Annotated in this window: 18 protein-coding genes; 12 read left to right on the top strand and 6 right to left on the bottom strand. The window is 67.2% G+C overall.

Going from position 1 to position 22152, the window contains the following annotated elements; genetic code table 11:
* Window positions 1-11 precede the first annotated feature (11 nt).
* Entirely contained in the window at window positions 12-1061 is a 1050-nt protein-coding gene (locus BMX37_RS09215) for a heparan-alpha-glucosaminide N-acetyltransferase domain-containing protein (RefSeq protein ID WP_139198059.1), read from the bottom strand.
* A 206-nt stretch (window positions 1062-1267) separates the two neighbouring features.
* Window positions 1268-2005: a GntR family transcriptional regulator gene (locus tag BMX37_RS09210; protein ID WP_093665455.1), complete on the bottom strand. Its 738-nt coding sequence runs from the start codon at window positions 2003-2005 to the stop codon at window positions 1268-1270.
* A 260-nt stretch (window positions 2006-2265) separates the two neighbouring features.
* Here BMX37_RS09210 and BMX37_RS09205 point away from each other — a divergent pair, with 260 nt between their 5' ends.
* The 6 genes from BMX37_RS09205 (at window position 2266) to BMX37_RS09180 (ending at window position 11066) form a co-directional block, all read left to right on the top strand.
* A complete protein-coding gene (locus BMX37_RS09205; RefSeq protein ID WP_244501497.1) occupies window positions 2266-4920 on the top strand; it encodes a family 20 glycosylhydrolase in 2655 nt (884 codons plus the stop codon).
* Between the two features lie 185 nt (window positions 4921-5105).
* Complete coding sequence (locus BMX37_RS09200) at window positions 5106-6884, top strand: glycoside hydrolase family 9 protein (protein ID WP_093665453.1); 1779 nt, start codon at window positions 5106-5108, stop codon at window positions 6882-6884.
* 142 nt (window positions 6885-7026) lie between these two features.
* On the top strand, window positions 7027-8544 hold the full coding sequence (locus BMX37_RS09195; RefSeq protein WP_093665452.1) for a circularly permuted type 2 ATP-grasp protein: 1518 nt from the start codon (window positions 7027-7029) through the stop codon (window positions 8542-8544).
* Window positions 8544-9479: an alpha-E domain-containing protein gene (locus BMX37_RS09190; RefSeq protein WP_093665451.1), complete on the top strand. Its 936-nt coding sequence runs from the start codon at window positions 8544-8546 to the stop codon at window positions 9477-9479. The genes BMX37_RS09195 and BMX37_RS09190 overlap by 1 nt, the downstream gene beginning before the upstream one ends.
* Complete coding sequence (locus BMX37_RS09185) at window positions 9479-10303, top strand: transglutaminase family protein (RefSeq protein ID WP_093665450.1); 825 nt, start codon at window positions 9479-9481, stop codon at window positions 10301-10303. The genes BMX37_RS09190 and BMX37_RS09185 overlap by 1 nt, the downstream gene beginning before the upstream one ends.
* A 16-nt stretch (window positions 10304-10319) precedes the next feature.
* A complete protein-coding gene (locus BMX37_RS09180; RefSeq protein WP_093665449.1) occupies window positions 10320-11066 on the top strand; it encodes a proteasome-type protease in 747 nt (248 codons plus the stop codon).
* 3 nt (window positions 11067-11069) lie between these two features.
* Here the strand turns inward: BMX37_RS09180 and BMX37_RS09175 are convergent, their stop codons facing one another.
* Window positions 11070-11639, bottom strand: a complete 570-nt coding sequence (locus tag BMX37_RS09175) for a Clp protease/crotonase-like domain-containing protein (RefSeq protein WP_093665646.1) — start codon at window positions 11637-11639, stop codon at window positions 11070-11072.
* A 169-nt stretch (window positions 11640-11808) separates the two neighbouring features.
* Window positions 11809-12555 carry a glucose 1-dehydrogenase gene (locus BMX37_RS09170; protein ID WP_093665448.1) on the bottom strand — a complete coding sequence of 249 codons (747 nt, stop codon included), beginning with the start codon at window positions 12553-12555 and terminating at the stop codon, window positions 11809-11811.
* Between the two features lie 107 nt (window positions 12556-12662).
* Here BMX37_RS09170 and BMX37_RS09165 point away from each other — a divergent pair, with 107 nt between their 5' ends.
* Complete coding sequence (locus BMX37_RS09165; protein WP_093665447.1) at window positions 12663-13019, top strand: ArsR/SmtB family transcription factor; 357 nt, start codon at window positions 12663-12665, stop codon at window positions 13017-13019.
* A 150-nt stretch (window positions 13020-13169) separates the two neighbouring features.
* Here the strand turns inward: BMX37_RS09165 and BMX37_RS09160 are convergent, their stop codons facing one another.
* Window positions 13170-13913, bottom strand: a complete 744-nt coding sequence (locus tag BMX37_RS09160; RefSeq protein WP_212611422.1) for a hypothetical protein — start codon at window positions 13911-13913, stop codon at window positions 13170-13172.
* A gap of 91 nt (window positions 13914-14004) precedes the next feature.
* Complete coding sequence (locus tag BMX37_RS09155; RefSeq protein ID WP_093665446.1) at window positions 14005-15381, bottom strand: sugar porter family MFS transporter; 1377 nt, start codon at window positions 15379-15381, stop codon at window positions 14005-14007.
* 490 nt (window positions 15382-15871) lie between these two features.
* Here BMX37_RS09155 and BMX37_RS09150 point away from each other — a divergent pair, with 490 nt between their 5' ends.
* The 5 genes from BMX37_RS09150 (at window position 15872) to BMX37_RS09130 (ending at window position 22145) form a co-directional block, all read left to right on the top strand.
* A complete protein-coding gene (locus BMX37_RS09150; RefSeq protein ID WP_093665644.1) occupies window positions 15872-17281 on the top strand; it encodes an NAD-dependent succinate-semialdehyde dehydrogenase in 1410 nt (469 codons plus the stop codon).
* Window positions 17282-17561: 280 nt separating this feature from the next.
* Window positions 17562-20096: a TonB-dependent receptor gene (locus tag BMX37_RS09145; protein WP_093665445.1), complete on the top strand. Its 2535-nt coding sequence runs from the start codon at window positions 17562-17564 to the stop codon at window positions 20094-20096.
* Between the two features lie 8 nt (window positions 20097-20104).
* Window positions 20105-20833: a tetratricopeptide repeat protein gene (locus BMX37_RS09140; protein ID WP_093665444.1), complete on the top strand. Its 729-nt coding sequence runs from the start codon at window positions 20105-20107 to the stop codon at window positions 20831-20833.
* A complete protein-coding gene (locus tag BMX37_RS09135) occupies window positions 20827-21510 on the top strand; it encodes a Fe2+-dependent dioxygenase (protein WP_093665443.1) in 684 nt (227 codons plus the stop codon). Before BMX37_RS09140 ends, BMX37_RS09135 begins: the two co-directional genes overlap by 7 nt.
* A complete protein-coding gene (locus BMX37_RS09130) occupies window positions 21507-22145 on the top strand; it encodes a PepSY-associated TM helix domain-containing protein (RefSeq protein ID WP_093665442.1) in 639 nt (212 codons plus the stop codon). The genes BMX37_RS09135 and BMX37_RS09130 overlap by 4 nt, the downstream gene beginning before the upstream one ends.
* Window positions 22146-22152: the final 7 nt, after the last annotated feature.

Genomic DNA, 22152 nt, shown 5'->3' with positions numbered 1-22152 from the left:
GAGTTTACGACCTAATCCGACCCTACCCGCCGGCCGTGGCGCCAGACGCCCTTCGGCACGCCCTCCCGCCCCAGCCACGCCAGATCGGCAAAGCGCCCGACGACGACGCTGCCGGTAACGTCATCAAAGCCGAGGAAGCGCGCAGGCGCACCGGACGCCATGTGCGACGCATCCGCGATGTCGATGCCGGTCATGCCAACGATGTTGCGCAACGCCGTCGTCATGTCCAGGTCGCACCCGGCGAGCGTGCCGTCGCTCGACCGGCAGATGCCGTCCCGCGCCTCGATCCGCTCGCCGTTCAGGATAAAGGATTTGTCGCTGCTGCCGACGCTGGGCATCGCGTCGGTGACCCCCTGCGCGATCGCCGGCAGGGTGCCGAGCAGCCCTTCGGGATCGTATCCCTGCGGTCCCGCCACATAGATGTGGTTGCCCGCCCCCAGCGTGGCACGGTCGGCCCACCCAGCGAGGTTCAGCCCCCTCACCCGAAGATCCGTCGACTGACCATCGGGTTGCGGCAGCAGGATCAGCGGCCAATACGCGACCAGCAGCACCGTAGCGGTCGCGACCCAGGCGCGGATGCCGCTCTTCAGAAAAATGAGCGCACAGATGCCGTAAACGATGCCGATCCGTTGCAGCACGCCCCAGAAGCGCCAATCCGCCGTCGCCATGTGCGCCAGCCAGTGCAGATTGGACAGCAGGAAGCCGATGACGAACAGCCGGACGCAGCGTCTGGTGATACGAAGCCCGACGGCGCCCGGTCCGACCCCGCGCTTGTCCCGATCCAGCGACGTCGGGATCGCCACGCCCATCATCATCAGAAAGGCGGGAAACACCGTGTCGGCCAGATGCAGCCCGTTCCAGTGTTCATGGCTCAGCGTGGCATAGACCTGCGCCTTGTTGTCGTAGGACATCGCCGCACTGGCATTGGCGAGGATCATGCCCATCACGGCAAGCCCGCGCAGCACGTCGAGCGACGCATCCTGCCTGGTGTCCGACCCTCCCCCCGATCTTCGTGCACAGCCACCATCCTCCGGACGATCATCGGCATCTAACGCGAACACGGCCGCTCGGATGGCGCCAATGTTTAGATAGGTATTGTTGTTGTCTCGTGGTTTCGGCGGCTGGCAGTGTCGCCCGGCAGGCAACAGTGGCACGCCATCGATTCGGCAGCGCTCCTACGCGATCGCACACCAACTTCGCAGATTGGCCAGCGTCGACGCGTCAGTTGCCGCGACCATCCGCCGCCCGAACGCGGACGCGAACGGCGCTACAGGTCGTTCAACTCCGCCACCAGGTCATAGGCGTCGCCCCGGTAATAGGACTGGGTGAACTCCGTCGTGCGGCCGTCCGCCAGGAAACTGCGACGCTCGATGAACAGGCCCGGCTGACCCGCTTCCACCCCCAGCGCCTGCGCCTGCTCGGGCGTGAACGCCACCGCACGCAGCCGCTGAAGCGCGCGCACAGGGCGGAAGCCGGCCTGTCCCAGCGCCTCGTACAGCGACTCCTGCACGACCGTCTCGGACGTCAGGCAGAATCCGGGCACGGTCGAATATTCCAGCGCCATAGAGATCCCGTCCGCATAGCGAATGCGGTGGAAGCGATAGACCTGGGATCCCGGCGACAGACCAAGCGACAGCGCCTCCTCGGGTGTCACGGCCCCGGCCGTGCGGCTGACCCAAGTGCTGGACGGCGTACGGCCGCGCAGTTGCATGTCCTCGGAAAAGGAGGACAATTTGGAAAAGCTCTTTTCGACCCGGCCGCCGACCACGAACGTCCCCGCGCCGCGCCGGCGCGACAACAGTCCCTCGCTGACCAGTCCCTCCAGCGCCTTTCGCACCGTGATCCGCGACACGTCGAAATGCTCCGCCAGATCGCGTTCGGTCGGGATCGCCTCGTCGGATTTCACGAGTTCGCCGGCGATCGCCTCGCGAAGTACCTTCTGAAGCTGCAGATACAGCGGTGTGGCCTGCTCCTTTTGAAGCGCCCCGATGGCTTGGCTGAGCAAATGCGCCTCTCTTGCGGCTGCAAACCTTTTGAACCTGTCCCGCTGTGCAGCGACGAGGATGTTCAGTCAATCGCCTGGGTCGGCCCGGAGCCTAGTACTTTGAGACCAGTTCTGGGACATGCCCCCACCCGCGACCACTTCCCGGTGGGGCATCCTTGTTGACGCGTCGTGTCCGGCATGACAATTCCATAACAAATCGGGAGGGTTGGTTGATGTCGTCTTCCACTGCACTTGCTGCCTTGTTGACAGCCGCCCCCTTGATGGCTGAATCGTCCGCCCAGCTATCCCCGCCCCCCGTCCCGATGCGGACCACCGCGCCGCCTCCTGCATACGCCACGACCTTCAGCGCACTCACCCAATCGGAACTGGACGAACTGGCCGAAGGGCTGGGGTTCCGCCTCACCATCGCCAGCAATCACCCGAACGACTGTCCGTCGCCAAAGGTCGGCTGCTTCGACGTCGACCTGGCCATCACCACGCCAACGCAGTTGCCGAGGCGACTGGAGACGGCAGGTCTGGAAATCCGGTTCGGTTTCGTGAACGCGATCGTCGGATCGCACAGCGATACGTTCGACGTTCGGCTGATCAACGGCGACCTGAACGCCCTTACGCTGAAGCCCGGTCGCGTTCTTGCGCCGGGTACGACCTATACCATCCATCTGGTCGGCGCAGGGCGCTGGTTCTCGGCCTATCACGCCATGCCCAACGCCCATGTCGTGGCACCCGGGCTGGAAGGACACGTGATCGCGGCGACTCGCGCGCGCATCGATCCGGCAACAGGGTTGGAGACACTGCCCTTCGTGACGCCGATGACCGACGAAGCGGCGCTGGCGACGCAGGCGGCGGACGACATGACCCGTTGGCTGACGCCGGAGCGCGCCTTCGCCCGCTACAGCGCGCGCGGCGCGGCCACCGCGCCTGACGTGGCGGTGTTGCCCAAGCCCCAGTCCGCGACCCGTCCGGCGGGTGGACCGCTGGACCTGACGCGCGGCGTCGACGTGCGGGTGTCCGGCGTGGCGCGGGGCGACGTGGCTCCCGCCATCGACGCCTTGCGCGCCATCGGGATCGGAACGGGCCCCGTGCCGTTGCGGATCGTCGTCGGCCGCTCATCGGGTTTGGGCGCGGAAGCCTATCGCCTGTCGATCGGCAGCGACGGCATCGCCATCCGTGCCGGCGGCGCGGCCGGCGCGTCCTACGCACTGCGCTCTCTGGTGCAGCAGGCCGCCTTCGAACAGGGACATCCCCGCCCCCTCATCATCCAGGACGCGCCTCGCTTTCCGTTTCGCGGCCTTCACCTCGATCTCGGGCGCAATTTCCACAGCCGGGATGAGATCCTGAAGCTGGTCGAGCAGATGGCCGTGCTGAAGCTCAACACGCTTCACCTCCACCTCGCCGACGACGAGGGGTGGCGACTGGCGATCCCCGCGTTGCCGGAGTTGACGCAGGTCGGCGCATATCGCTGCTTCGACGAGGGGGAGGGGACCTGCCTGTCACCACAGCTGGGCGCCGATCCCGACCGCGCCGCCCCCACCAACGGCTTCCTGAGCGAGGCGGATTATGTCGCGATCCTTCACGCGGCGCGGGACCGGCAGATACAGGTCATCCCATCCTTCGACATGCCGGGCCATTCGCGTGCCGCCATCCGGTCGATGGAGGCGCGCTACAGCCAGCTGAAGGCGGCCGGTCGGCGCGCGGAGGCCGAACGCTTCCGCCTTGTCGAACCGGGCGATGCGACCCGGTATCGCAGCATCCAGAATTACGACGACAACACGCTGAACGTGTGCATCGACAGCACGTATCGCTTCATCGACACGGTGATCGACGCGATCACCGCGCTGCACAAGGCGGCCGGCGTGCCGCTCAAGACCTATCATATCGGTGCGGACGAGACGGCGGGCGCCTGGGTCGCGTCGCCCGCCTGCACGGCACGCATGGCGCGGACCGGCGAAAAGCCGGCCGATCTGGGCGCGGCGTTCATAGAGCGCGTTGCCGGCGACCTGGCAAAGCGCGGCATCACCGTCGCGGGATGGAGCGACGGGTTGGGCCACACGACCGCCGAGCGGATGCCCGCGAAGGTGCAGAGCAACATCTGGGGCAGCCTGTTCTCCGGAGGGGTCGCGGAGGCGCATGACCAGCTGAACCGTGGCTGGGACGTGGTGCTGTCGATGCCGGACGTGACCTATCTCGACATGCCGAACGCACCTGACCCGCTGGAGCGCGGCTATGACTGGGGCACGCGGGAAACCGACAGCTTCAAAGCGTTCGCGTTCATGCCGGAAAACCTGCCGGCCAACGCCGCGTTGATGACGGACGTGAAGAGCAGGCCCGGCACGATCGCCGACCCGAACCCCATCGCGCAGGGCCGGCGCGTGGTCGGATTGCAGGCGCAGGTGTGGAGCGAGACGATACGCAGCGACGCGCAGGTCGATTACATGCTGTTCCCCCGCGTCCTGGCCCTTGCCGAACGCGCCTGGCATCGCGCCGAGTGGGAGCCCGCCTATGTCGCGGGCGCGGCCTATTCCTATGGCGATCCGCGCGTGTCGGCCGCGGCCTTGGGGGACGACTGGCGCGACTTCGCCGGACGCGCGGGCGTGGCGCTGGCGTCGCTCGACCGGGCGGGCATCGCATACCGGCCGGCACCACCGGGCGCCCGGATCGCGCAAGGGCGGCTGGAGGCGGTGTCGGAACTGCCCGGCGAGACCATCGAGTACCGCACCGCCGGGGGGCAGTGGCAGGCGTATCGGACCTTGGTTGCCGTGACAGGAAGCGTGGAGGTCCGGACGCGCTCCCCCGATGGTCGCAGGGTTGGGCGGACCGTGGCGGTGACGCCCGAGACGGGTGCCTCGCCCGTCTCGAACGCAAACCCGGCTCCAGTCGATGCAACCGGCGACACCGTCAATCGCGCGCAACCCTGACACGGCGGCAGGCCGCACCCTTGTACCGGGATCGATGCGCCGAACGAAAGACAGGTGACTTCGCCCGCGAGCACAGGCACGTAAATGTGCCTGGGACGAGGAAACGCGGTGCAGCAACAGTCTGAGTTCAGGTCACAAAGGGGTGCGGAGGCCGTCGCGCCATGACGATTGGCGCAAGGTGGGGGATGGCGGCCCTGGCGACCCTGCTGCTCGGCGCGACGGACGAGCCGGCCGCTTCCCCGATCCGCTTCGATCAGGTCGGGTTCGAGGCCGATGGCCCGAAGCGTTTCGCGATCGAGACTACAGCGCCGGTGGACTGGACGCTCCGGACCGAAGCCGGCGACGCGGTCGCGAACGGGTCGGCCAAGCCTGTGCCGGACGCGGGTTCGGATCAATCCGTGGCCACCGTCACGATCGACCGGCATCTGGCGCCCGGCCGCTACACGCTGGCGGCCAACGGGGTCGTCAGCCGCCCGATCATCGTCGCGGAGCGGCCCTTTGCTGCGCTGTTCCGCGACGCGATGAGCTTTTTCTACCAGCAACGCGCGGGCATCCCCATCCTGGCCGCGCATGTGCAGCGCCCGGACCTGGCCCGCCCCGCCGGCCACTCGCATGAGGTGGCGACGTGCTTCACCGGCACCGACACGTTGGGCGTGGTGTGGCCCGGCTGCAACGCCAAGGTCGACGTCACCGGCGGGTGGTACGACGCGGGGGATCGCGGCAAATATGTCGTGAATGCGGGGATCAGCGTCTGGACGCTGCTCAACGCCTATGAACGTGCGCATGGCGGCGCGCTGATGCATGATGGCGTACTTGCGCTGCCGGAGGCGGGCAACGCGGTTCCCGACCTGCTCGATGAGGCGCGCTACGAGATCGACTGGATGCTGCGCATGCAGATCCCGGCCGGTACGCGTGTCGCCGTTCTGGCGGCGGACGGCAGGGGCACGCGCATGATCGAGGGAGGCGGGCTGGCCTGGCACAAGGTTGCCGACACGCACTGGGCCGCCCTGCCCCTGCGCGTCGAGGACGATCACGCCACCCGCGCGCTGTATCCGCCCTCCACCGCCGCTACGCTGAACCTGGCCGCGGTCGCGGCACAGGCGGCGCGTATCTGGCGGACGATCGATCCCGCTTTCGCCAGACGCTGTCTCGACGCTGCGATCCGCGCCTATGCCGCCGCCGCGCGGGAGCCGGCGCTGTTCGCAGACGCCCGCTTCACCGGCAGCGGCGGGTACGGCGACCGGACCGTCGCGGACGAGGCCTATTGGGCAGCCGCCGAGCTGGCGATCACGACCGGCGATGCCAACGCCGTGGCCGCACTGTCGCAGTCCCCGTTCGGCGCACGGGGAGCGCCCGGCGCGATCGGCTGGGGCGATACCGCCACACTGGGCGCGATCTCGCTGCTGAGCGTGCGCAGCAACGTGCCGGCGGACCTGATCGCCGTTCAGCGCCGGGCACTGCTGGCCGGCGCGGATCGCCTGCTCGCGGATGACGCAGCGCAGCCTTATCGCTTTCCCGCAGCGTCCGGTGACACGCAGTGGGGGTCGAACGGCGCCCTGCTCGACCGCGCGGTCCTGCTCGGCACCGCCTACGACCTGACCGGGCGCGTGGAATACCGGACCGCCGTCACCGATGCGCTGGATTATGTGCTGGGCCGCAACCCGCTCGATCGGTCCTATGTTTCGGGTTATGGCGTGCGGCCGATGCGAAACCCACACCACCGGTTCTGGGGCCACGGCATCGACCCGTCCTTTCCGCTGCCACCGCCCGGCGTCCTGTCCGGCGGCCCAAACAGCGTCGCGATGACCGATCCCGTCGCGGCCGCGATGAAGGGACGATGCCGGCCGCTGACATGCTGGTCCGACGATGCGCGCGCCTTCACCCAGAACGAGGTAGCGATAAACTGGAACGCGCCGCTGGTCTGGGTTGCGGCTTTCCTGGACGACACGCGGGGCCGACGCTGACGATCGTATCGCTGCCCGCGCAAGCGGTTGGCGATCATGCGACGGGGGCGCTGTTTCAGGCCCCGCGCGAAAGTAAGTGCCGGATAAACCTCTTGTGCAACGCACAAACCTCATGCAGCTTTACGGGAAATCTGGAGATGCCATGCAGGATCGCGAGGTTTTCGATGAAGTGTTCGGCGTCGGTGGTGATCCGCGCCGGGAACTGCGCGCGCTTGTGGACTGGATCGACCGGACGCCGGTCGCCGACCTGAAGCGTCGCCACGATGCGGCCGAGGCGGCCTTTCGCCAGATCGGCATCACCTTTGCGGTTTATGGCGAGGAAGAGGCGGCGGAGCGGATCATCCCGTTCGACGTGCTGCCCCGCGTGTTCAGCGCCGGCGAATGGGCCTCGCTGACGCGTGGCCTGGAACAGCGGGTGGAGGCGATCAACGCCTTCCTGCTCGACATCTATGGCGAACGGCGGATCCTGCGCGACGGGGTGGTCCCGGCCGACCTGATCCTGCGCAACCCGCAATTCGCCGCCCCGATTGCCGACATCCGCCCGCCAAAAGGGATCTTTGCCCATATCTGCGGCATCGATCTGGTGCGTACGGGGCCAAGCGACTTCTTCGTGCTGGAGGATAATGCCCGGACCCCGTCCGGCGTGTCGTACATGATCGAGAATCGGGAGGCGATGCTGCGCCTCTGCCCCGAACTCTTCACCCTGTTCCCGGTACAGCCGGTGGATGGATATCCCGACGCGCTGTTGTCGACCCTGCGCTCGGTGGCGCCGGACCGCGCCGCGAACGAACCGGTGTGCGTCCTGCTGACGCCGGGTCCTTTCAATTCCGCATTCTACGAACACAGCTTCCTCGCCGACAATCTGGGCATCGAGCTGGTCGAGGCGGCGGACCTGGAAGTGCGCGACGACGTGGTGTGGATGCGCACCATTTCCGGGCCGGTCCGGGTCGACGTCATATACCGCCGAATCGACGACGACTTCCTCGATCCGCTGGTCTTCCGCCCGGACTCGATGCTCGGTGTGCCCGGGCTGATCGCCGCCTACCGCGCGGGAAACGTCGCGCTGGTCAACGCGCCGGGCACCGGCATCGCCGACGACAAGGCAATCTACAGCTACATGCCGGAGATCGTGCGATATTATTCGGGTGGCGAAGCGCTGCTGCCCAACGTGCAGACATTCCGTTGCCGCGAGCCGGAGGCGCTGTCCTATACGCTCGACCATCTGGAAGAGCTGGTGGTGAAGCTGGTCGACGGGTCGGGCGGTTACGGGATGCTGGTCGGACCGACGTCCAGCAGGGACGAGATCGAGCGGTTCCGCGCCGCGCTGAAGGCGGAACCGCATCGCTACATCGCGCAGCCGACGCTGGCGCTGTCGACCTGTCCCACCTTGGTCGAGCAGGGCCTGGCGCCACGCCACGTCGACTTCCGCCCCTTTGTGTTGAAACGGGCGGACGGGATCACGATCACGCCCGGCGGCCTGACCCGCGTCGCCCTGCGTGAAGGGTCGCTGGTGGTCAATTCCAGCCAGGGCGGCGGCACCAAGGACAGTTTCGTGCTGGGCGACCGCAGCACCATGCAGTCGCAATCGTTGGAGGGCATGCACCAGAGTCAGATCCTGCCCGACCTGTTCACCGATCCGCCGCTGGGAGGGAGCGTCTGATGCTGTCGCGCACTGCCGCCTCCCTTTACTGGCTCGGCCGCTATGTCGAACGGGCCGAGTTCACCGCCCAACTGGTCGAGGCGACGCTGCGGCTGGATCAGCTGGCGGCGCGTCCGGCGGGCAGCGACGCCTGGTCGTCGGCGCTGGCCGTCGCCGCCGCGGGCGTGGATGTCGGCGCGGAGGGTGAAGCACTGTCCCCGGCGGAGGTCGCGCAATACCTGCTGCTGTCCACCGCCAATCCAAGCTCGATCCGGTCCTGCATCGACGCGGCCCGCCACAATGCCCGGGCGGTGCGCACCGCCCTGTCGCGCGAAGCGTGGATCTCCATCAACCGCGCCTGGATCAGCGTGCGCAGCCGCCAGCACCTGCCGGATTCGGAAATCATCCTGACCCTGGTCGAGGAGGTGAAGGCCGACGCGCGCGGGTTCGAGGGGGCGCTGAACCGGATGCTGCACAACGAGGCGCGCGCGCTGATTGCGCTGGGTACGGCGGTGGAGCGCGCGAACGGCACGGCGCGGCTGCTCGACGTCAAATATCACCTGTTGTTGCCGGAGGGCGAGCCGGTCGGCGGCGCGGTCGATCGCGACCAGTGGACCGGCATCCTGCGCACGGTGTCCGCGGTGACCGCCTATCGATGGCTGTACCGACAGGGGCTGAAACCCTGGCTGGTGGCCGAGTTCCTGATCCTGCGCGACGAACTGCCGCGATCGCTGATGGCGTCGATGGAGCGGATCGTCACGCTGCTCAACCGCATCGGCCAGCGGACAGGCATGCAGGGCGAGGCGGATCGCCTGGCCCGGCGCCAGCGTCAATCGATGCGCGGCGCCAGCATCGATGCGCTGTTCCAGGGCGGACTGCACGAGTATCTGGGACGCTTCATCGACGACATGTCCGATCTGGATCGCGCCATCTCCCAACAATTCCGGTTCACCTGATGCGCCTGAAGATCCGCCATCGCACCACCTATCGCTTCGACCAACCGCAGGTTCGGCTGGTCCAGCTCGCGCGCCTGACACCCGGCAGTTTCGCCGGCCAGACGGTGATCGGGTGGGAGATCGACGTGGATTGCGACGCACGGCTGCGCCCGACGCGGGACGGTTACGGCAACGAGATCACCATGATCTATGTCGATGGCCCGCTGGAGGCGCTGACGATCGAGGTTGCCGGCGACGTGCTGACCGAGGATCGCGCCGGGGTCGTCAGGGGCGCGGCAGAGCCGTTACAGTCGGCGGTGTTCCTGCGATCGTCGCCATTGACCAAGGCCGATGCCGCCATCGTCGCGCTGGCCGACGACGCGCACCACGCCGCCGACAATCCGCTGGGCCGGCTGCACGCGCTGAACGGGATGCTGGCGGATCGCATGCGCTTCGACGCCGGCGGCATGGACGTACGGCGGACGGGGGCAGAGGCATTGAGCATGGGTCACGGCGTGTGCCAGGATTTCACGCACGTCTTCGTCGCGGCGGCGCGCGAGATGGGCATTCCCGCCCGCTATGTCTCCGGCCATCTGTTCCGCCGCGACGGGGCGGACGAACAGCCGGCGGCCCATGCCTGGGCGGAGGCGTGCGTCGAGGATCTGGGCTGGGTTGGCTTCGACAGCGCGAACGGCATTTCCCCCGACGACGCCTATGTCCGGGTTGCGGTCGGGCTGGATTACCGGGAGGCCGCACCGATCGCAGGCGCCAGGACCGGCATGGGAGAGGAAACGCTGGACGTGGCGGTGTCGGTGACGCAGTCGGGATACCAGCGGCAGAGTTGATGGAGCGATCGTTGCAGTGACGTACGGTCTCGGCATGCTGGTCGAGGAAGGGTTGGTGATGATCGCGGACACCCGCACCAATGCGGGCGTCGACGACATCTCGACCTATCGAAAACTGCATCTGGTCGCGAGCGGGGCGGACCGGCTGCTGGTGGCGGCCACTGCGGGCAACCTGTCGGTCACGCAGATGATCCTGGCCACCCTGGCGGAGGGCCTGCCCCCGGCCGAGGAAGGCGGGCCGCCGCGACGGCTGAGCGAGGCGACCTCCATGTTCCGCGCCGCGCAGATGGTGGGCGAAGCGATGCTGGCCGCCCGCCATCAGGTGTCGGCCGGCCTGACCGCCCAGGGCATCTCCACGGGCGTGTCTCTGTTGCTGGGGGGGCGGATCGGGTGCGAGCGCCTGCGCCTGTACCTGTTCTACGAAGCCGGGAACTTCATCGAGTGTCAGCGCGACAAGCCGTTCCTCCAGATCGGGGACATCAAATACGGCAAGCCGATCCTGGACCGATCGCTGCGCTACGACATGCCGGCGAACGAGGCGGTGAAGCTGGGTCTCATCAGCTTCGATTCGACGATGCGCTCCAACCTGTCGGTCGGCCGGCCGCTCGACCTGATCGTCATGCCGGCCGATGCTGCGGCGCCGGTCGTGTCGCGCCGGATCGAGGCGCGCGACGCGTATTTCGACGACCTGTCGATGCGCTGGTCGATGCTGCTCGATGAAGTGCGCGCGACCATTCCGTCGCCGCCGTTCATGCCGGATTGACGCTTAAAGGACCGCCTCGACCAGGCCGCGTTCCTGCGCCTCGAACGCCTCGACATACCAGTTGCTGGGCGCCCGACTGAGCAGCTCGTCCAGCGATACGTCCGACCCGCGCACCAGGTTGGTGAACCCCTCGTTCTGGATGTCGATCGATGCGGTCAGTTCGTGCAGCTTCGCCGTCACCGTCGCAACGCACTGGGTCAGGGGCCCGTTGATCTGTAATGTGGATCCCATCAGCCGCTCGTGGATCATCAACCGGGTACCACGGGTCAGATAGCGGTTCGACTTCGCGAAGAAGCTCATGAACGTGACGCCGGCCGAATAGACCGCTGCCTTGCCGAGGAACACGAAGCGCCGGTCGGGGCCCAGGTCGCTGTGGAAACGAATGTCCTCGCCCATCATGCGCGCGACTTCGGGATCGCCGCCCAGGGTCGACAGCTCGACGATGCACAGTCCCTCCTCCGGGGCCGCATCGAGCTGACGGCGGAAATTGCCGTACATGTCCTGATCGACTGTGCCCGACAGCAGGATGGCGGGGCGCAGGAACGCGGATGGCTGGAGGATGTTGCTGTCCATGCCGCGATAAAGAGCGACCCAGCGCGAAGTTCCCAGATAGTTGCGCCGATTGCCTCGCACTTGCGGCATCGATACAGCGGCAGATACCGCCGCTCCGGCCGATGAGACTGAATCCCAAGCCGGCCACGCCTCGCCGGGGAAGCAAGGCGTGGCCGAAAGCCAGCGGAAACTAGCGGATGCCGCCGCTTGCGGTGATGTTCTCACCGGTCAGCCAGCCCGCATCGTCCGACGCCAGGAAAGCCACGACCTGCGCGATATCGTCCGGCTGACCGGCGCGACCGAGCGGCGTCTGGGCGACGATCCCGGCCTCCATGTCGGAACCGATGATCCCCGCCGTGTGGGTGCCCTCGGTCACGACAAAGCCGGGGCTGACCACGTTGACCCGAATTTTGCGCGGCGCCAGTTCGTTGGCCAGCACGCCGGAGATGGCGTTCACCGCCCCCTTCGTACCCGCATAGACAGCCGCATTGGGCGTGCTGACATGGGTGATCGCGGACGAAATGGTGATGACGCTGCCACCCTCGCCAAGATGCCGCGACGCAGCCTGGGTGGCGAGAAGCACGCCCAGCACGTTGACGTCGAACTGACGGTGATAATGCTCCTCGGTCAGATCCCCGATGGGCGAGAATTCGTACACGCCGGAATTGTTGACCAGCACGTCCAACCGACCGAAACGCTCGACCGCCGTATCGATCAGCGCCTGCGCGTCCCCCGCCTTCGACACGTCGCCGCGTACCGCGACGGCCTGTCCGCCCGCGGCGGTGATCGCGTCCACGACCGCATCCGCTCCCGATTGACTAGACACGTAGTTCACCACGACGGAGGCACCGCCCGCCGCCAGCTCCTTTGCGATCGCCGCCCCGATCCCCTTCGACGCCCCGGTCACGACCGCGACCTTGCCATCCAGCTTTGCCATAACTGCGACACTCCTGCATGGGGAGGCTCCAACATCGGTAGCCGTTGTCCCATGGTTCGGGAATCTGGAACTAGTGCGGCGATAATCAAGCCCCATATGGAAGAAACATGAGGCCCCTGCTCCATCCTTCCCTGGACGACATACCGCCGGAGGCGATCCTGCATGCGCTCGCCGATCCCGATCGCGCGGCGATGTTCATCAAGATCATGACGGATGGCTGCGTCGGCGCGTGTTCGGCGCTGTCCTCACTGGGTGACCGCGTCATTCCGAAATCGTCGCTGTCCAACCACTTCAAGGTGCTGAGGGAGGCGGGGCTGATCCGCAGCGAGCGCCACGGGGTCGAGGTGCGCAACCACCCGCGCTGCAAGGAAGTGGAGGCGCGGTACCCCGGGCTGTTGGAGGGTATCATCAACGCCTATGCCGCCGCCGGTCGCGCACCGGCGGCAACGGTGGTGGAGGAATGACCCCCGACCGAGCGCCTGGCGCGTCGGTCATGCAGCAGCCCGACTCCGGGCCGGCTTTCAGCCTGAGACGCTTGATTTAAAACCCGGCGCCGGAGCCGGAAGAGAGTCAGCCCGAACGGCCGCCTTCGGGCAGTAGTAATCAGGCGCTGGTCAGCCGACCGGCTTCAAAGTGGCGGAATCGATGCGCCAGCTACGATCAACGGCCGAAGCACCCGGCACATCATTGGCGCGGCGCAGCACATAGCTGCCCCGGAACCGCTGGCGCGCACCGGACCGCGTCGTCGCCTGCACCGTGACCGGCAGTGTGACGTAGGTCGACCCCGCCGCGTCCTCCGGATCGGACGGCGTGCCGGGATCGACAGACGTATCGGCCGTGTCCGCAAAGCCGCGGGTGAAATCGGCCAGGCTCTTGCCGCTCGCCCTCCCCTCGTCGCGCCAGAGCCGATAGGCACGGCCATAATCGTGCGCAGCGATAGCCGAATAATAGGCGCGCACCACGGAAACCGGCGTCGTGGCGGTCGCGGCACCCTGCGTCGGGCACAGGTCCGCCGGCAGCGGATCGGTGTCGGCGAACAGCTTGCAGCTCCGCTCGATCTCGTCGCGGATCATCGAGCAGCTGTTCGCGACATTGCATGGCGGCCGCGTCGCCGGGGACGCAGCCCGGCATTGCGCGGCCAGTCGCCCGGCGGCGGCGGGGCCGATTTCGTCACGGCAGGATTGCGTGCCTTGCGCAGGGGTCGATCCGCTCGCTTCCTTGGCGGCGGGCAGTTCCGTCACGGTCGCGTTGGCGGTGACCGGGGCCACCGCATCGGACCGGTTCCGGTCGGCATGGTTCGACGGCGTAGGGCCGCAGCCCGCCAACACCACCGACACCGCCAACACCTTCATCCGCATGACCACCCGTCTCCATCCTTGCCAAGAGTGCCTACAACGTCCCGCGCCGCCCCTGGCATCCTCGGTACGGCTCCACCCCGCCCCAGTCCTGTCAGGCCGTGGCCCGCCTCAGGTCCATGTCCTCCAGCGCCACACCGTTGGTTTCCGGCATCACACGCCACGTCCAGACCAGTTGCAGCAGCATCATCGCGCCGAAGAACGCGAACACCCAGCCGCCGACCGCGCCCGCGACGATCGGGAACAGCCAGGTGATGGCGGCGGCCATGACCCAGTGCGTGGTCGATCCCAGCGCCTGCCCCTTGCCGCGCACCGCGCTGGGAAACACTTCGGAAATGAACACCCAGATCACCGCGCCCTGGCTGACGGCGAAGGCGGCGATGAAGCCGAGCAGCCCGGCCAGGATCAGCGTGCCGTTCGGCGCCGCGCGCTCCAGCTGCCACCCGACCAGCAGCAACGCCGCTGCACAGACCACCGACCCGACATAAAGCAGCGGCCGCCGCCCGAACCGGTCGATCAGGAACAGCGCCACGATCGTGAAGACCAGGTTGGTGCCGCCGACAGCCACCGACTGGAGCAGGGCCGATTGCGCACCGGCACCGGCAAGTTCGAAGATGCGCGGCGCGTAGTAGAGCAGCGCGTTGATGCCCGACAGCTGGTTGAACATGGCGATGGCGATGGCACATGCGACCGGCACGCTGTGTGCCGCCTGGAACAGCCTGGGCGCGCCATGGCCATGCTCGCGTCGTTCGGCCGCATCGATCCGGCCCAATTCCGCCTCGGGATCGAGGAAGCCGAGCCGCGTCATCACCACCTTCGCCTTTTCGCGACCACCGCGGACCGCCAGCCAGCGTGGGCTCTCCGGCAGCAACAGGGTGACAACGAGGTACAGCGCCGACGGCATGGTGACGATGCCGAACATCCAGCGCCACGCGCGATCCGGCGGCAGCGCCTGCGCGATCAGGTAGTTGGACAGGAACGCGATCAGGATGCCGAGCACGATGTTCAGCTGGTTCATCGCAACCAGCCGCCCCCGGAAACGGGCAGGCGACACCTCCGCGATATAGATGGGCGTCACGACCGAGGCGGCGCCGATGGCAAGGCCGCCCAGCAGGCGGAACGCGATCAGCACCAGCCAGCTCGCGGCGACCGCCGTGCCCAACGATGATGCCACATAGGCGATCGCGACGGACAGCATGACCGCCCTGCGACCATACCGATCCGCCGGAGCGCCCGCGATCAGCGAGCCGATCACCGTGCCGATCAGCGCCGACGCCACCGTGAAGCCAAGCGCTGCATCCGACAGCGCGAACCGCGCCTGAAGTGCCTGCGTGGCGCCGGAGATCACCGCCGTGTCGAATCCGAACAATAGGCCCCCCAGCGCCGCCCCGGCCGCGCTCTGCACGATCGCGGTGGTCACCCGGGCGTCGTCGGGGGCGCCGGTTGGGGCGGCAGGCGACATGTCATGCATGGCTTCTCTCCGGGTGGCGCGTGAAGCGGGCTTTGCTCGCAGCGTTCACAGTCTGCGGCAGATTGGAACCGGAGCGGGCGCAGGATTGCTGGAGGAGCGCCGGCGTGTTGAGAATCGGGACGCCAGTCGCGCAGTCCCTTGATGCGCCAGCAGGTCGCGCGACTTGGTTGCTCTCCATGGCGCATCATAGGCATGACCGAGCGACCGTGTCACTCTTGGGCGATCGGGCGAGGAGCGCGGCTGAAGGACTGTCCCCTCGCCTTGGACGAACCCAGCCGTGCAGGGTGCGTGCGGCAAACGGGCTCTCGATGGTCGTGAGGGCACAACCGAGCGGGATGTCGCGTTTACGAAACTCAAGACGCGCTTCGCCGGTGTCTGTTGCCGCACCTATCGGCAACGCGGCGTGCAAGAGCACCTATATAGCCGAACAGCAGGCTCAACAGATCGACCGCGCAGCCCCCGATCACCGTAAATGGGTACAGAGACCGACATGACCGACATCAAGATCGACACAGCCGCCGCGGTTTCGCGCAATCCGGCGACCGGTGCGCTGATCGCCACCTACCCCTTCCAGACTCCGGAGGAGGTGGAACAGGTGCTTTCCGCCAGCGAGGGCGCGTACCGGCTGTGGCGCGACACGCCGATGACCGAGCGCGTCGCCGCATACCGGAAGCTTGCCGCGATTCTGCGCGAAAGGATCGACAGGCTGGCAACCCTCATCACGGATGAAATGGGAAAGCCGATCGCCGCCGCCCGCGCGGAGGTGGAGAAGTGCGCCGCGACGATCGAGTGGCTCGCGGACCATGGTCCCGCCATCCTTGCCGACGAGCCGGTAGCAGTCGAAGGCGACGACCGGGTCTATGTCTCCTATCTGCCGATCGGCACCATCCTGGGCGTGATGCCGTGGAATTTCCCTCTGTGGCAGGCGATCCGCGCGTCGGCGCCGATCATGCTGTCTGGCAACGGCTTCGTGTTGAAACATGCGCCCAACGTGATGGGTGCCGCCTACGCGCTACAGGCCGCGCATGAGGATGCCGGCTTTCCCGCAGGGTTGTTCGCCAATCTGAACGCGGACAACGACGCGGTCGCGCATGTGATCGAGGACAGACGGATCTCCGCCGTGACGCTGACAGGCAGCATGCGGGCGGGCGCGGCGGTCGCCGCAACGGCTGCGGGCGCGCTGAAGAAGAGCCTGTTGGAACTGGGCGGCAGCGACCCCTTCATCGTCCTCGCTGATGCCGATCTCGACCGGGCGGTGGCGGCGGGGATCGAGGCGCGCTTCCAGAACACGGGCCAGGTCTGCCTGGCGGCCAAGCGCTTCATCCTGGAGGCACCAATCGCGGGCGCGTTCACGCGCAGATTCGTGGAGGCGGCCAGGGCGCTGACGGTCGGCGACCCCTCCGACGCGACAAACCGCATCGGGCCGATGGCGCGCGCCGATCTGCGCGACCAGTTGCACGATCAGGTGCTGCGGACGATCGATCAGGGTGCGACCCTGCTGCTCGGCGGGCACAAGGTGCCTGGCGACGGCAATTACTACCAGCCGACCGTGCTGGCCAATGTGCGGCCGGGCATGGCGGCGTTCGACGAGGAAACGTTCGGGCCCGTCGCGGCGATCACCGTCGCGGACGACGCCGAGCACGCGATCACGCTGGCGAACAGCAGCGAGTACGGCCTGGGCGGCAATCTTTGGACCGGCGACGTGGCGAAGGGACAGCGGATCGCCCGGCGGATCGAGACGGGCGGCGTCTTCATCAACGGGTTCAGCGCGACCAATGCACGCATACCGGTCGGCGGCGTGAAGAAGAGTGGCTACGGTCGCGAACTGTCGCATTTCGGCCTGCGGGAATTCACCAACGCGCAGACGGTCTGGGCCAAGTCCCTGCCCCACGCGCGTTGATCCGCGAAGGGTAGACGCGAGGCCGGACCGAAGCCAAACGAGGGCACTTTGAGGGGGTGTGGGTACATTTTTGTGCATCCTCTGCCCGCATGCTTACGCCGCCAAGGCTGACCCAATGGCTACGTGAAAGTCTTGAGCTTCCGGTCTATGCGCGCTCCGAACCAAGGTTTGATCCCGCGCAAAGAAAGCGCGACAGGCGCCCGCCCATGCAATAACGATTCGCAATAGCGTTGACATCGCGAGTCAGTCGCAATAGCGACGCGTCATCAGGGGGGATTTGATGACGTTAGATGTTCCGCGTTCGGGCGCCTTTCTGGCGCTGTCCTGTGTAGGCGCGTTCGGCACGGCCCCGGCCTTTGCCGACACGGCGGCCAAGCCTGCGGTTGCCGATCCCGATCCGCAGCAATCCCGTTCCGACGACGTCGTCGTGACCGGTGAGCGCGCCCGTCGCGCCGCCGATCCGAAGGATGTCGCGCCGCTGGTCGACACGCCCCGCTCCATCGTGGAACTGCCGGCCGAGGTCATCCAACAGACCGGCTCCGTGTCGCTCCAGGACGCGCTGCGCACCGTGCCCGGCATCACTTTCGGCGCGGCGGAGGGCGGCAATCCGATCGGCGACCGCCCCTTCATCCGCGGCTTCGACAGTCAGGGGTCGATCTATGTCGACGGCGTGCGTGACATCGGTGCCCAGACGCGCGAGGTGTTCGCGGTCGACACGGTGCAGATCGTGCGCGGCTCCGACTCCACCCTGGGGGGACGCGGATCGGCGGGCGGTACGCTCAACATCATTTCCAAGCTGCCCGTCGCCAAGACCTTCGCCAGCGTCAGCGCGAGCGCGGGCAACGCGGATTTCAAGCGCGTGTCCGGCGACGCCAACTATCGCCTGTCCGACATCGTCGCATTCCGTATCCAGGGCCTGTGGCACGATCAGGATTTTGCCGATCGCGATGCGATCTACGCGCGCCGATGGGGCGTGGCCCCGTCGTTCACGATCGGCATCGGCACGCCGACGCGCCTGACCGCCAGCTATTACTATCTGGAAAGCCACGAGTTGCCCGACAGCGGCATTCCCTATCTCTACACGATCAACAACGCGCCGGGCACCGGCGACATCTATTCGCGTCCCGCGATCGGCGACGTGACGCTGTTAAACGGCCAGACCGGCCATGTCGACCGATCCACCTATTACGGCCTGAAGAACCGCGATTTCCGCGATGCCAAGACGCATCAGGCGATGATGCGGATCGAGCATGATTTCGGCACGCTGACCCTGCGCAACACCGCGCGGTACAACCGGTCGACGCAATCCTATATCTTCCTGCTGCCCGACGACAGCACGGGCAACGTCTACGGAACCGCCGCCGCCAATCCGACGACCGGGGCGGCGGGCGCACGTGGCGACCAGATTTCCGGCGGCTATGTCTGGCGGCGCGGCAACACGCGTTACGGCTATACCGACAGCATCATCGACCAGACCGACCTGTACGGCACCTTCGACACCGGATCGGTGCAGCACAGCATTGCCGTCGGCACCGAGTTCGCGTGGGAGAAGGCGCGGCGCGGCACCTTCGTCACGCGCGGTTTCCTGAACGGCAACGGCGTCGAGATATTGTCAGCCGGGTCGACGATCACGCCACGGTGCAACGCCGCGACGATCGCGCGCTTCTACTGCACCAGCCTGTTCAACCCGAACCCGTCCGACCCGTGGGTCAATTACGCCAGCGACACGTCGACCGTGGCGTCGCCCATCGTCAAGTCGCTGCCGAACGAGGAAACCCAGCAGGACGGCACCACCCAGGCGGTCTACGCGTTCGACTCCATAACCCTGTTGCCCCAGCTGATCCTCAACCTGGGCGCGCGGTACGACCGGTTCAAATCGGTCCTGCAACCCGGCCTGACCTATGCGAACACGGCGCGGTTCCGGTTGAAGCGGGTCGACAACCTGTTCAACTGGCAGGCCGGGCTTGTCTTCAAGCCGACTGAGGAGACCAGCCTCTACGCAAGCTACGCCACCTCCGCGACGCCGCCCAACAGCCTGCTGGGCGAAGGACAGGAGCAGAACTCGCTCGGCACCGTCAACAGCCCGGCCAACCTGGCGTTGATCGACGCGTTGAAGCCGACGAAGACCAAGTCGTACGAGGCGGGCGCGAAGGCGTCGTTGTTCGGTGGCCGGCTGGGCGGCCAGGTGGCCGTGTTCCGCACCGACATCAGCAACGCGCGCGTGACCAGCGACCAGAACACGGCCGCTTTTATCGGCCGGAGCCGGATCGACGGCGTAGAGGTCAGCGTCAGCGGCACCATTCTGCCCGGCTGGTCTGTTTTCGGCGGCTACACCTATCTCGACCCGAAGATCTTGGACGGCGGCTTCGCCACGCTGACAGCGCCGGCGATCGGCGCGCGGGCGGCACAGACGGTGCTGGTGCCCTCCGTCAACACGGGCAAGCAACTGCCCCAGACGGCGAAGAACAGCTTCACCGCCACCACAAATGTGGAGGTGCTCCATGGCCTGCAGATCGGCGGCACCGCGATCTATACCGGGCGGCAGTTCGGCGGGTATGCGGACAACCGCTCCGCGACGCAGACGTCCGCCGGCGTGGTGACGGTCACTCCGGCGACCAAGACGCTGTACCGCACCATCGACGATTACTGGCGCTTCGATCTGCGCGCGAGCTACGATGTCGCATCGTACCTGCAACTCAGCGTCAACGCACAGAACGTGACCAACAAGACCTATTTCACCCAGGCGTACAGCTCGCATTACGCGTCGATCGCGCCGGGGCGGACGGTGTTCGGCACGGTGACGCTGCGGTACTGACGACCGCCATGCTCGCGCTCGATGCGCTCTCGAACGAGGATATCCAGGCCCGCCTCGCCGCTCCAGCGGCGGAGCGGGCGGCGTTCCTGCGCGCCGCGGCCGAGGCGGGGCATGCAGAGGCGCAGCTGGTCTATGCGCAGATGTTGCTCGACGGCGCCGACGTTGCCGCCGATCCGAGGGCGGCACTGGGCTGGTTCGTGAAGGCGGCGGCGCAGCACAATGCGATGGCGCTCAACATGGTCGGGCGATGCTACGACCTGGGATGGGGCACGCAAATCGACAAGGCACGGGCCGTTGCCTGCTTCCGCGTGGCGGCGGAACTCGGGCTGGTCGAGGCGATGTACAATCACGCCACGCTGCTCGCATTGGGAGAGGGCGTGGCAGAGGACAAGGTGGCGGCGCTGACCCTGTTCGAACGGGCGGCCGCTCTCGGTTATGCCAAGGCGATCAATCATATCGGCAGCTTTGCCGAGGACGGCTGGGTGCACCAGCGCGACATGGCCAAGGCGGCGGACTGTTATGCAAGGGCGGCGGAGGCGGGCGACTTTCGCGGTCAGTTCAACCATGCGCGCATGCTGATCGACGCCGGGAATGTGGATGCGGCGCTGCCCTGGCTCGCGCGGGCGGCGGCGGGCGGCACGCCGGCTTTCGTGGACAAGGCGGTCGCCTGGCTGCGCGCGACCGGCGATGCCCGCCTGACACGCGAAGGGGTCGCGGCGATGAGGAACGCATGCTGATCGCGATACCGGACATGCTGGACGCCGCCACGCTAGCGCGTGTGCGGGACCTGGTCGGCGCGGCCGAATGGGTCGACGGCAACATCACGTCCGGCGCCCAGTCGGCGCTGGCCAAGCGCAACCGACAGCTGCCGGAGGACTCGGCGGCGGCGCGGGCGGCGGGGGGCATCATCCTGGATGCGCTGGCCGCGTCACCCCTGTTCGTCGCGGCCGCGCTGCCGCTGAAGGTCTTTCCGCCCCTATTCAACCGCTATGAGGGCGGTGAGGCGTTCGGCCTCCATGTCGACAACGCGGTCCGCATCCGCCGGGGCAGCGACTTCCGCATCCGGTCCGACCTGTCCGCGACAGTATTCCTGGAAGACCCGGCATCGTATGACGGCGGCGAACTGGTGATCGAGGATCAGTTCGGGCCACACACCGTAAAGCTGCCCGCCGGCCACATGGTCCTGTATCCCGCATCCAGCCTGCACCGCGTCACGCCGGTCACGCGTGGGGTGCGCACGGCCAGCTTCTTCTGGATCCAATCCATGGTGCGCGACGAGGGGGAACGGCGGACGCTGTTCGAACTCGATCAGGCGGTGCAATCGGTCGCGGCGGTTCAGGGGCAGGCCGATCCGGCGGTGGTGAAGCTGACCGGGGTGTATCACAACCTGCTGCGCCGCTGGGCCGACGCGTGAACGCGCCCGCCGTCCGCGCCAGGCCACGGCGCAAGTGGCGTGGATGGTGGGTGAAGCAGCTTCATACGTGGCATTGGATCAGCGCCGCGATGTCGCTGGTCGCGATGCTGTTGTTCGCGGTGACGGGCATCACGCTCAACCACGCGGCCTCGATCACGGCGGCGCCGACCACCAGCGAACGGACCGGGCAGCTTCCCCGCTCGCTGCTCCGCCCGCTCGCCACCGCGCATGCCGCAGACGCGCCACTGCCGGACGCGATCGCCGCCGAGATCGACGACGCGGTGCATCTGAACCCGCGCGGCCATGCCGGCGAGTGGTCCGATGCCGAGGTCTATGTGGCGCTGCCCCGACCAGGCGGCGACGCATGGGTCAGCGTCGACCGGCACAGCGGCGCGATCAAGGCGGAGGTCACGGATCGCGGCTGGGTCAGCTATCTGAACGACCTGCACAAGGGGCGGAACACGGGCCGTGCGTGGTTCTGGTTCATCGACCTGTTCGCGGGCGCGTGCGTGCTGTTCACCCTGACCGGGCTTCTGCTGCTCCAGCTCCATGCGCGCCATCGTCCGTCCACTTGGCCGGTCGTCGCGGCCGGCGTGATCGTGCCCGCCGCCATCGCCGCCTTCCTGATCCATTGAAAGGTCA

It is taken from the genome of Sphingomonas gellani (genome assembly GCF_900110035.1).
Classification (GTDB): Bacteria; Pseudomonadota; Alphaproteobacteria; order Sphingomonadales; family Sphingomonadaceae; genus Sphingomonas; species Sphingomonas gellani.
This window is presented reverse-complemented; position numbering and strand designations above follow the sequence as displayed.

What these genes read in the sequence shown, in the direction of transcription:
- BMX37_RS09205 (WP_244501497.1), top strand. Translation starts at nt 2,266, where the DNA reads ATGGCTGAATCGTCCGCCCAGCTATCCCCGCCCCCCGTCCCGATGCGG.
- BMX37_RS09200 (WP_093665453.1), top strand. Translation starts at nt 5,106, where the DNA reads ATGGCGGCCCTGGCGACCCTGCTGCTCGGCGCGACGGACGAGCCGGCC.
- BMX37_RS09195 (WP_093665452.1), top strand. Translation starts at nt 7,027, where the DNA reads ATGCAGGATCGCGAGGTTTTCGATGAAGTGTTCGGCGTCGGTGGTGAT.
- BMX37_RS09190 (WP_093665451.1), top strand. Translation starts at nt 8,544, where the DNA reads ATGCTGTCGCGCACTGCCGCCTCCCTTTACTGGCTCGGCCGCTATGTC.
- BMX37_RS09185 (WP_093665450.1), top strand. Translation starts at nt 9,479, where the DNA reads ATGCGCCTGAAGATCCGCCATCGCACCACCTATCGCTTCGACCAACCG.
- BMX37_RS09175 (WP_093665646.1), bottom strand. Translation starts at nt 11,639, where the DNA reads ATGGACAGCAACATCCTCCAGCCATCCGCGTTCCTGCGCCCCGCCATC.
- BMX37_RS09170 (WP_093665448.1), bottom strand. Translation starts at nt 12,555, where the DNA reads ATGGCAAAGCTGGATGGCAAGGTCGCGGTCGTGACCGGGGCGTCGAAG.
- BMX37_RS09165 (WP_093665447.1), top strand. Translation starts at nt 12,663, where the DNA reads ATGAGGCCCCTGCTCCATCCTTCCCTGGACGACATACCGCCGGAGGCG.
- BMX37_RS09160 (WP_212611422.1), bottom strand. Translation starts at nt 13,913, where the DNA reads ATGCGGATGAAGGTGTTGGCGGTGTCGGTGGTGTTGGCGGGCTGCGGC.
- BMX37_RS09155 (WP_093665446.1), bottom strand. Translation starts at nt 15,381, where the DNA reads ATGCATGACATGTCGCCTGCCGCCCCAACCGGCGCCCCCGACGACGCC.
- BMX37_RS09150 (WP_093665644.1), top strand. Translation starts at nt 15,872, where the DNA reads ATGACCGACATCAAGATCGACACAGCCGCCGCGGTTTCGCGCAATCCG.
- BMX37_RS09145 (WP_093665445.1), top strand. Translation starts at nt 17,562, where the DNA reads ATGACGTTAGATGTTCCGCGTTCGGGCGCCTTTCTGGCGCTGTCCTGT.
- BMX37_RS09140 (WP_093665444.1), top strand. Translation starts at nt 20,105, where the DNA reads ATGCTCGCGCTCGATGCGCTCTCGAACGAGGATATCCAGGCCCGCCTC.
- BMX37_RS09135 (WP_093665443.1), top strand. Translation starts at nt 20,827, where the DNA reads ATGCTGATCGCGATACCGGACATGCTGGACGCCGCCACGCTAGCGCGT.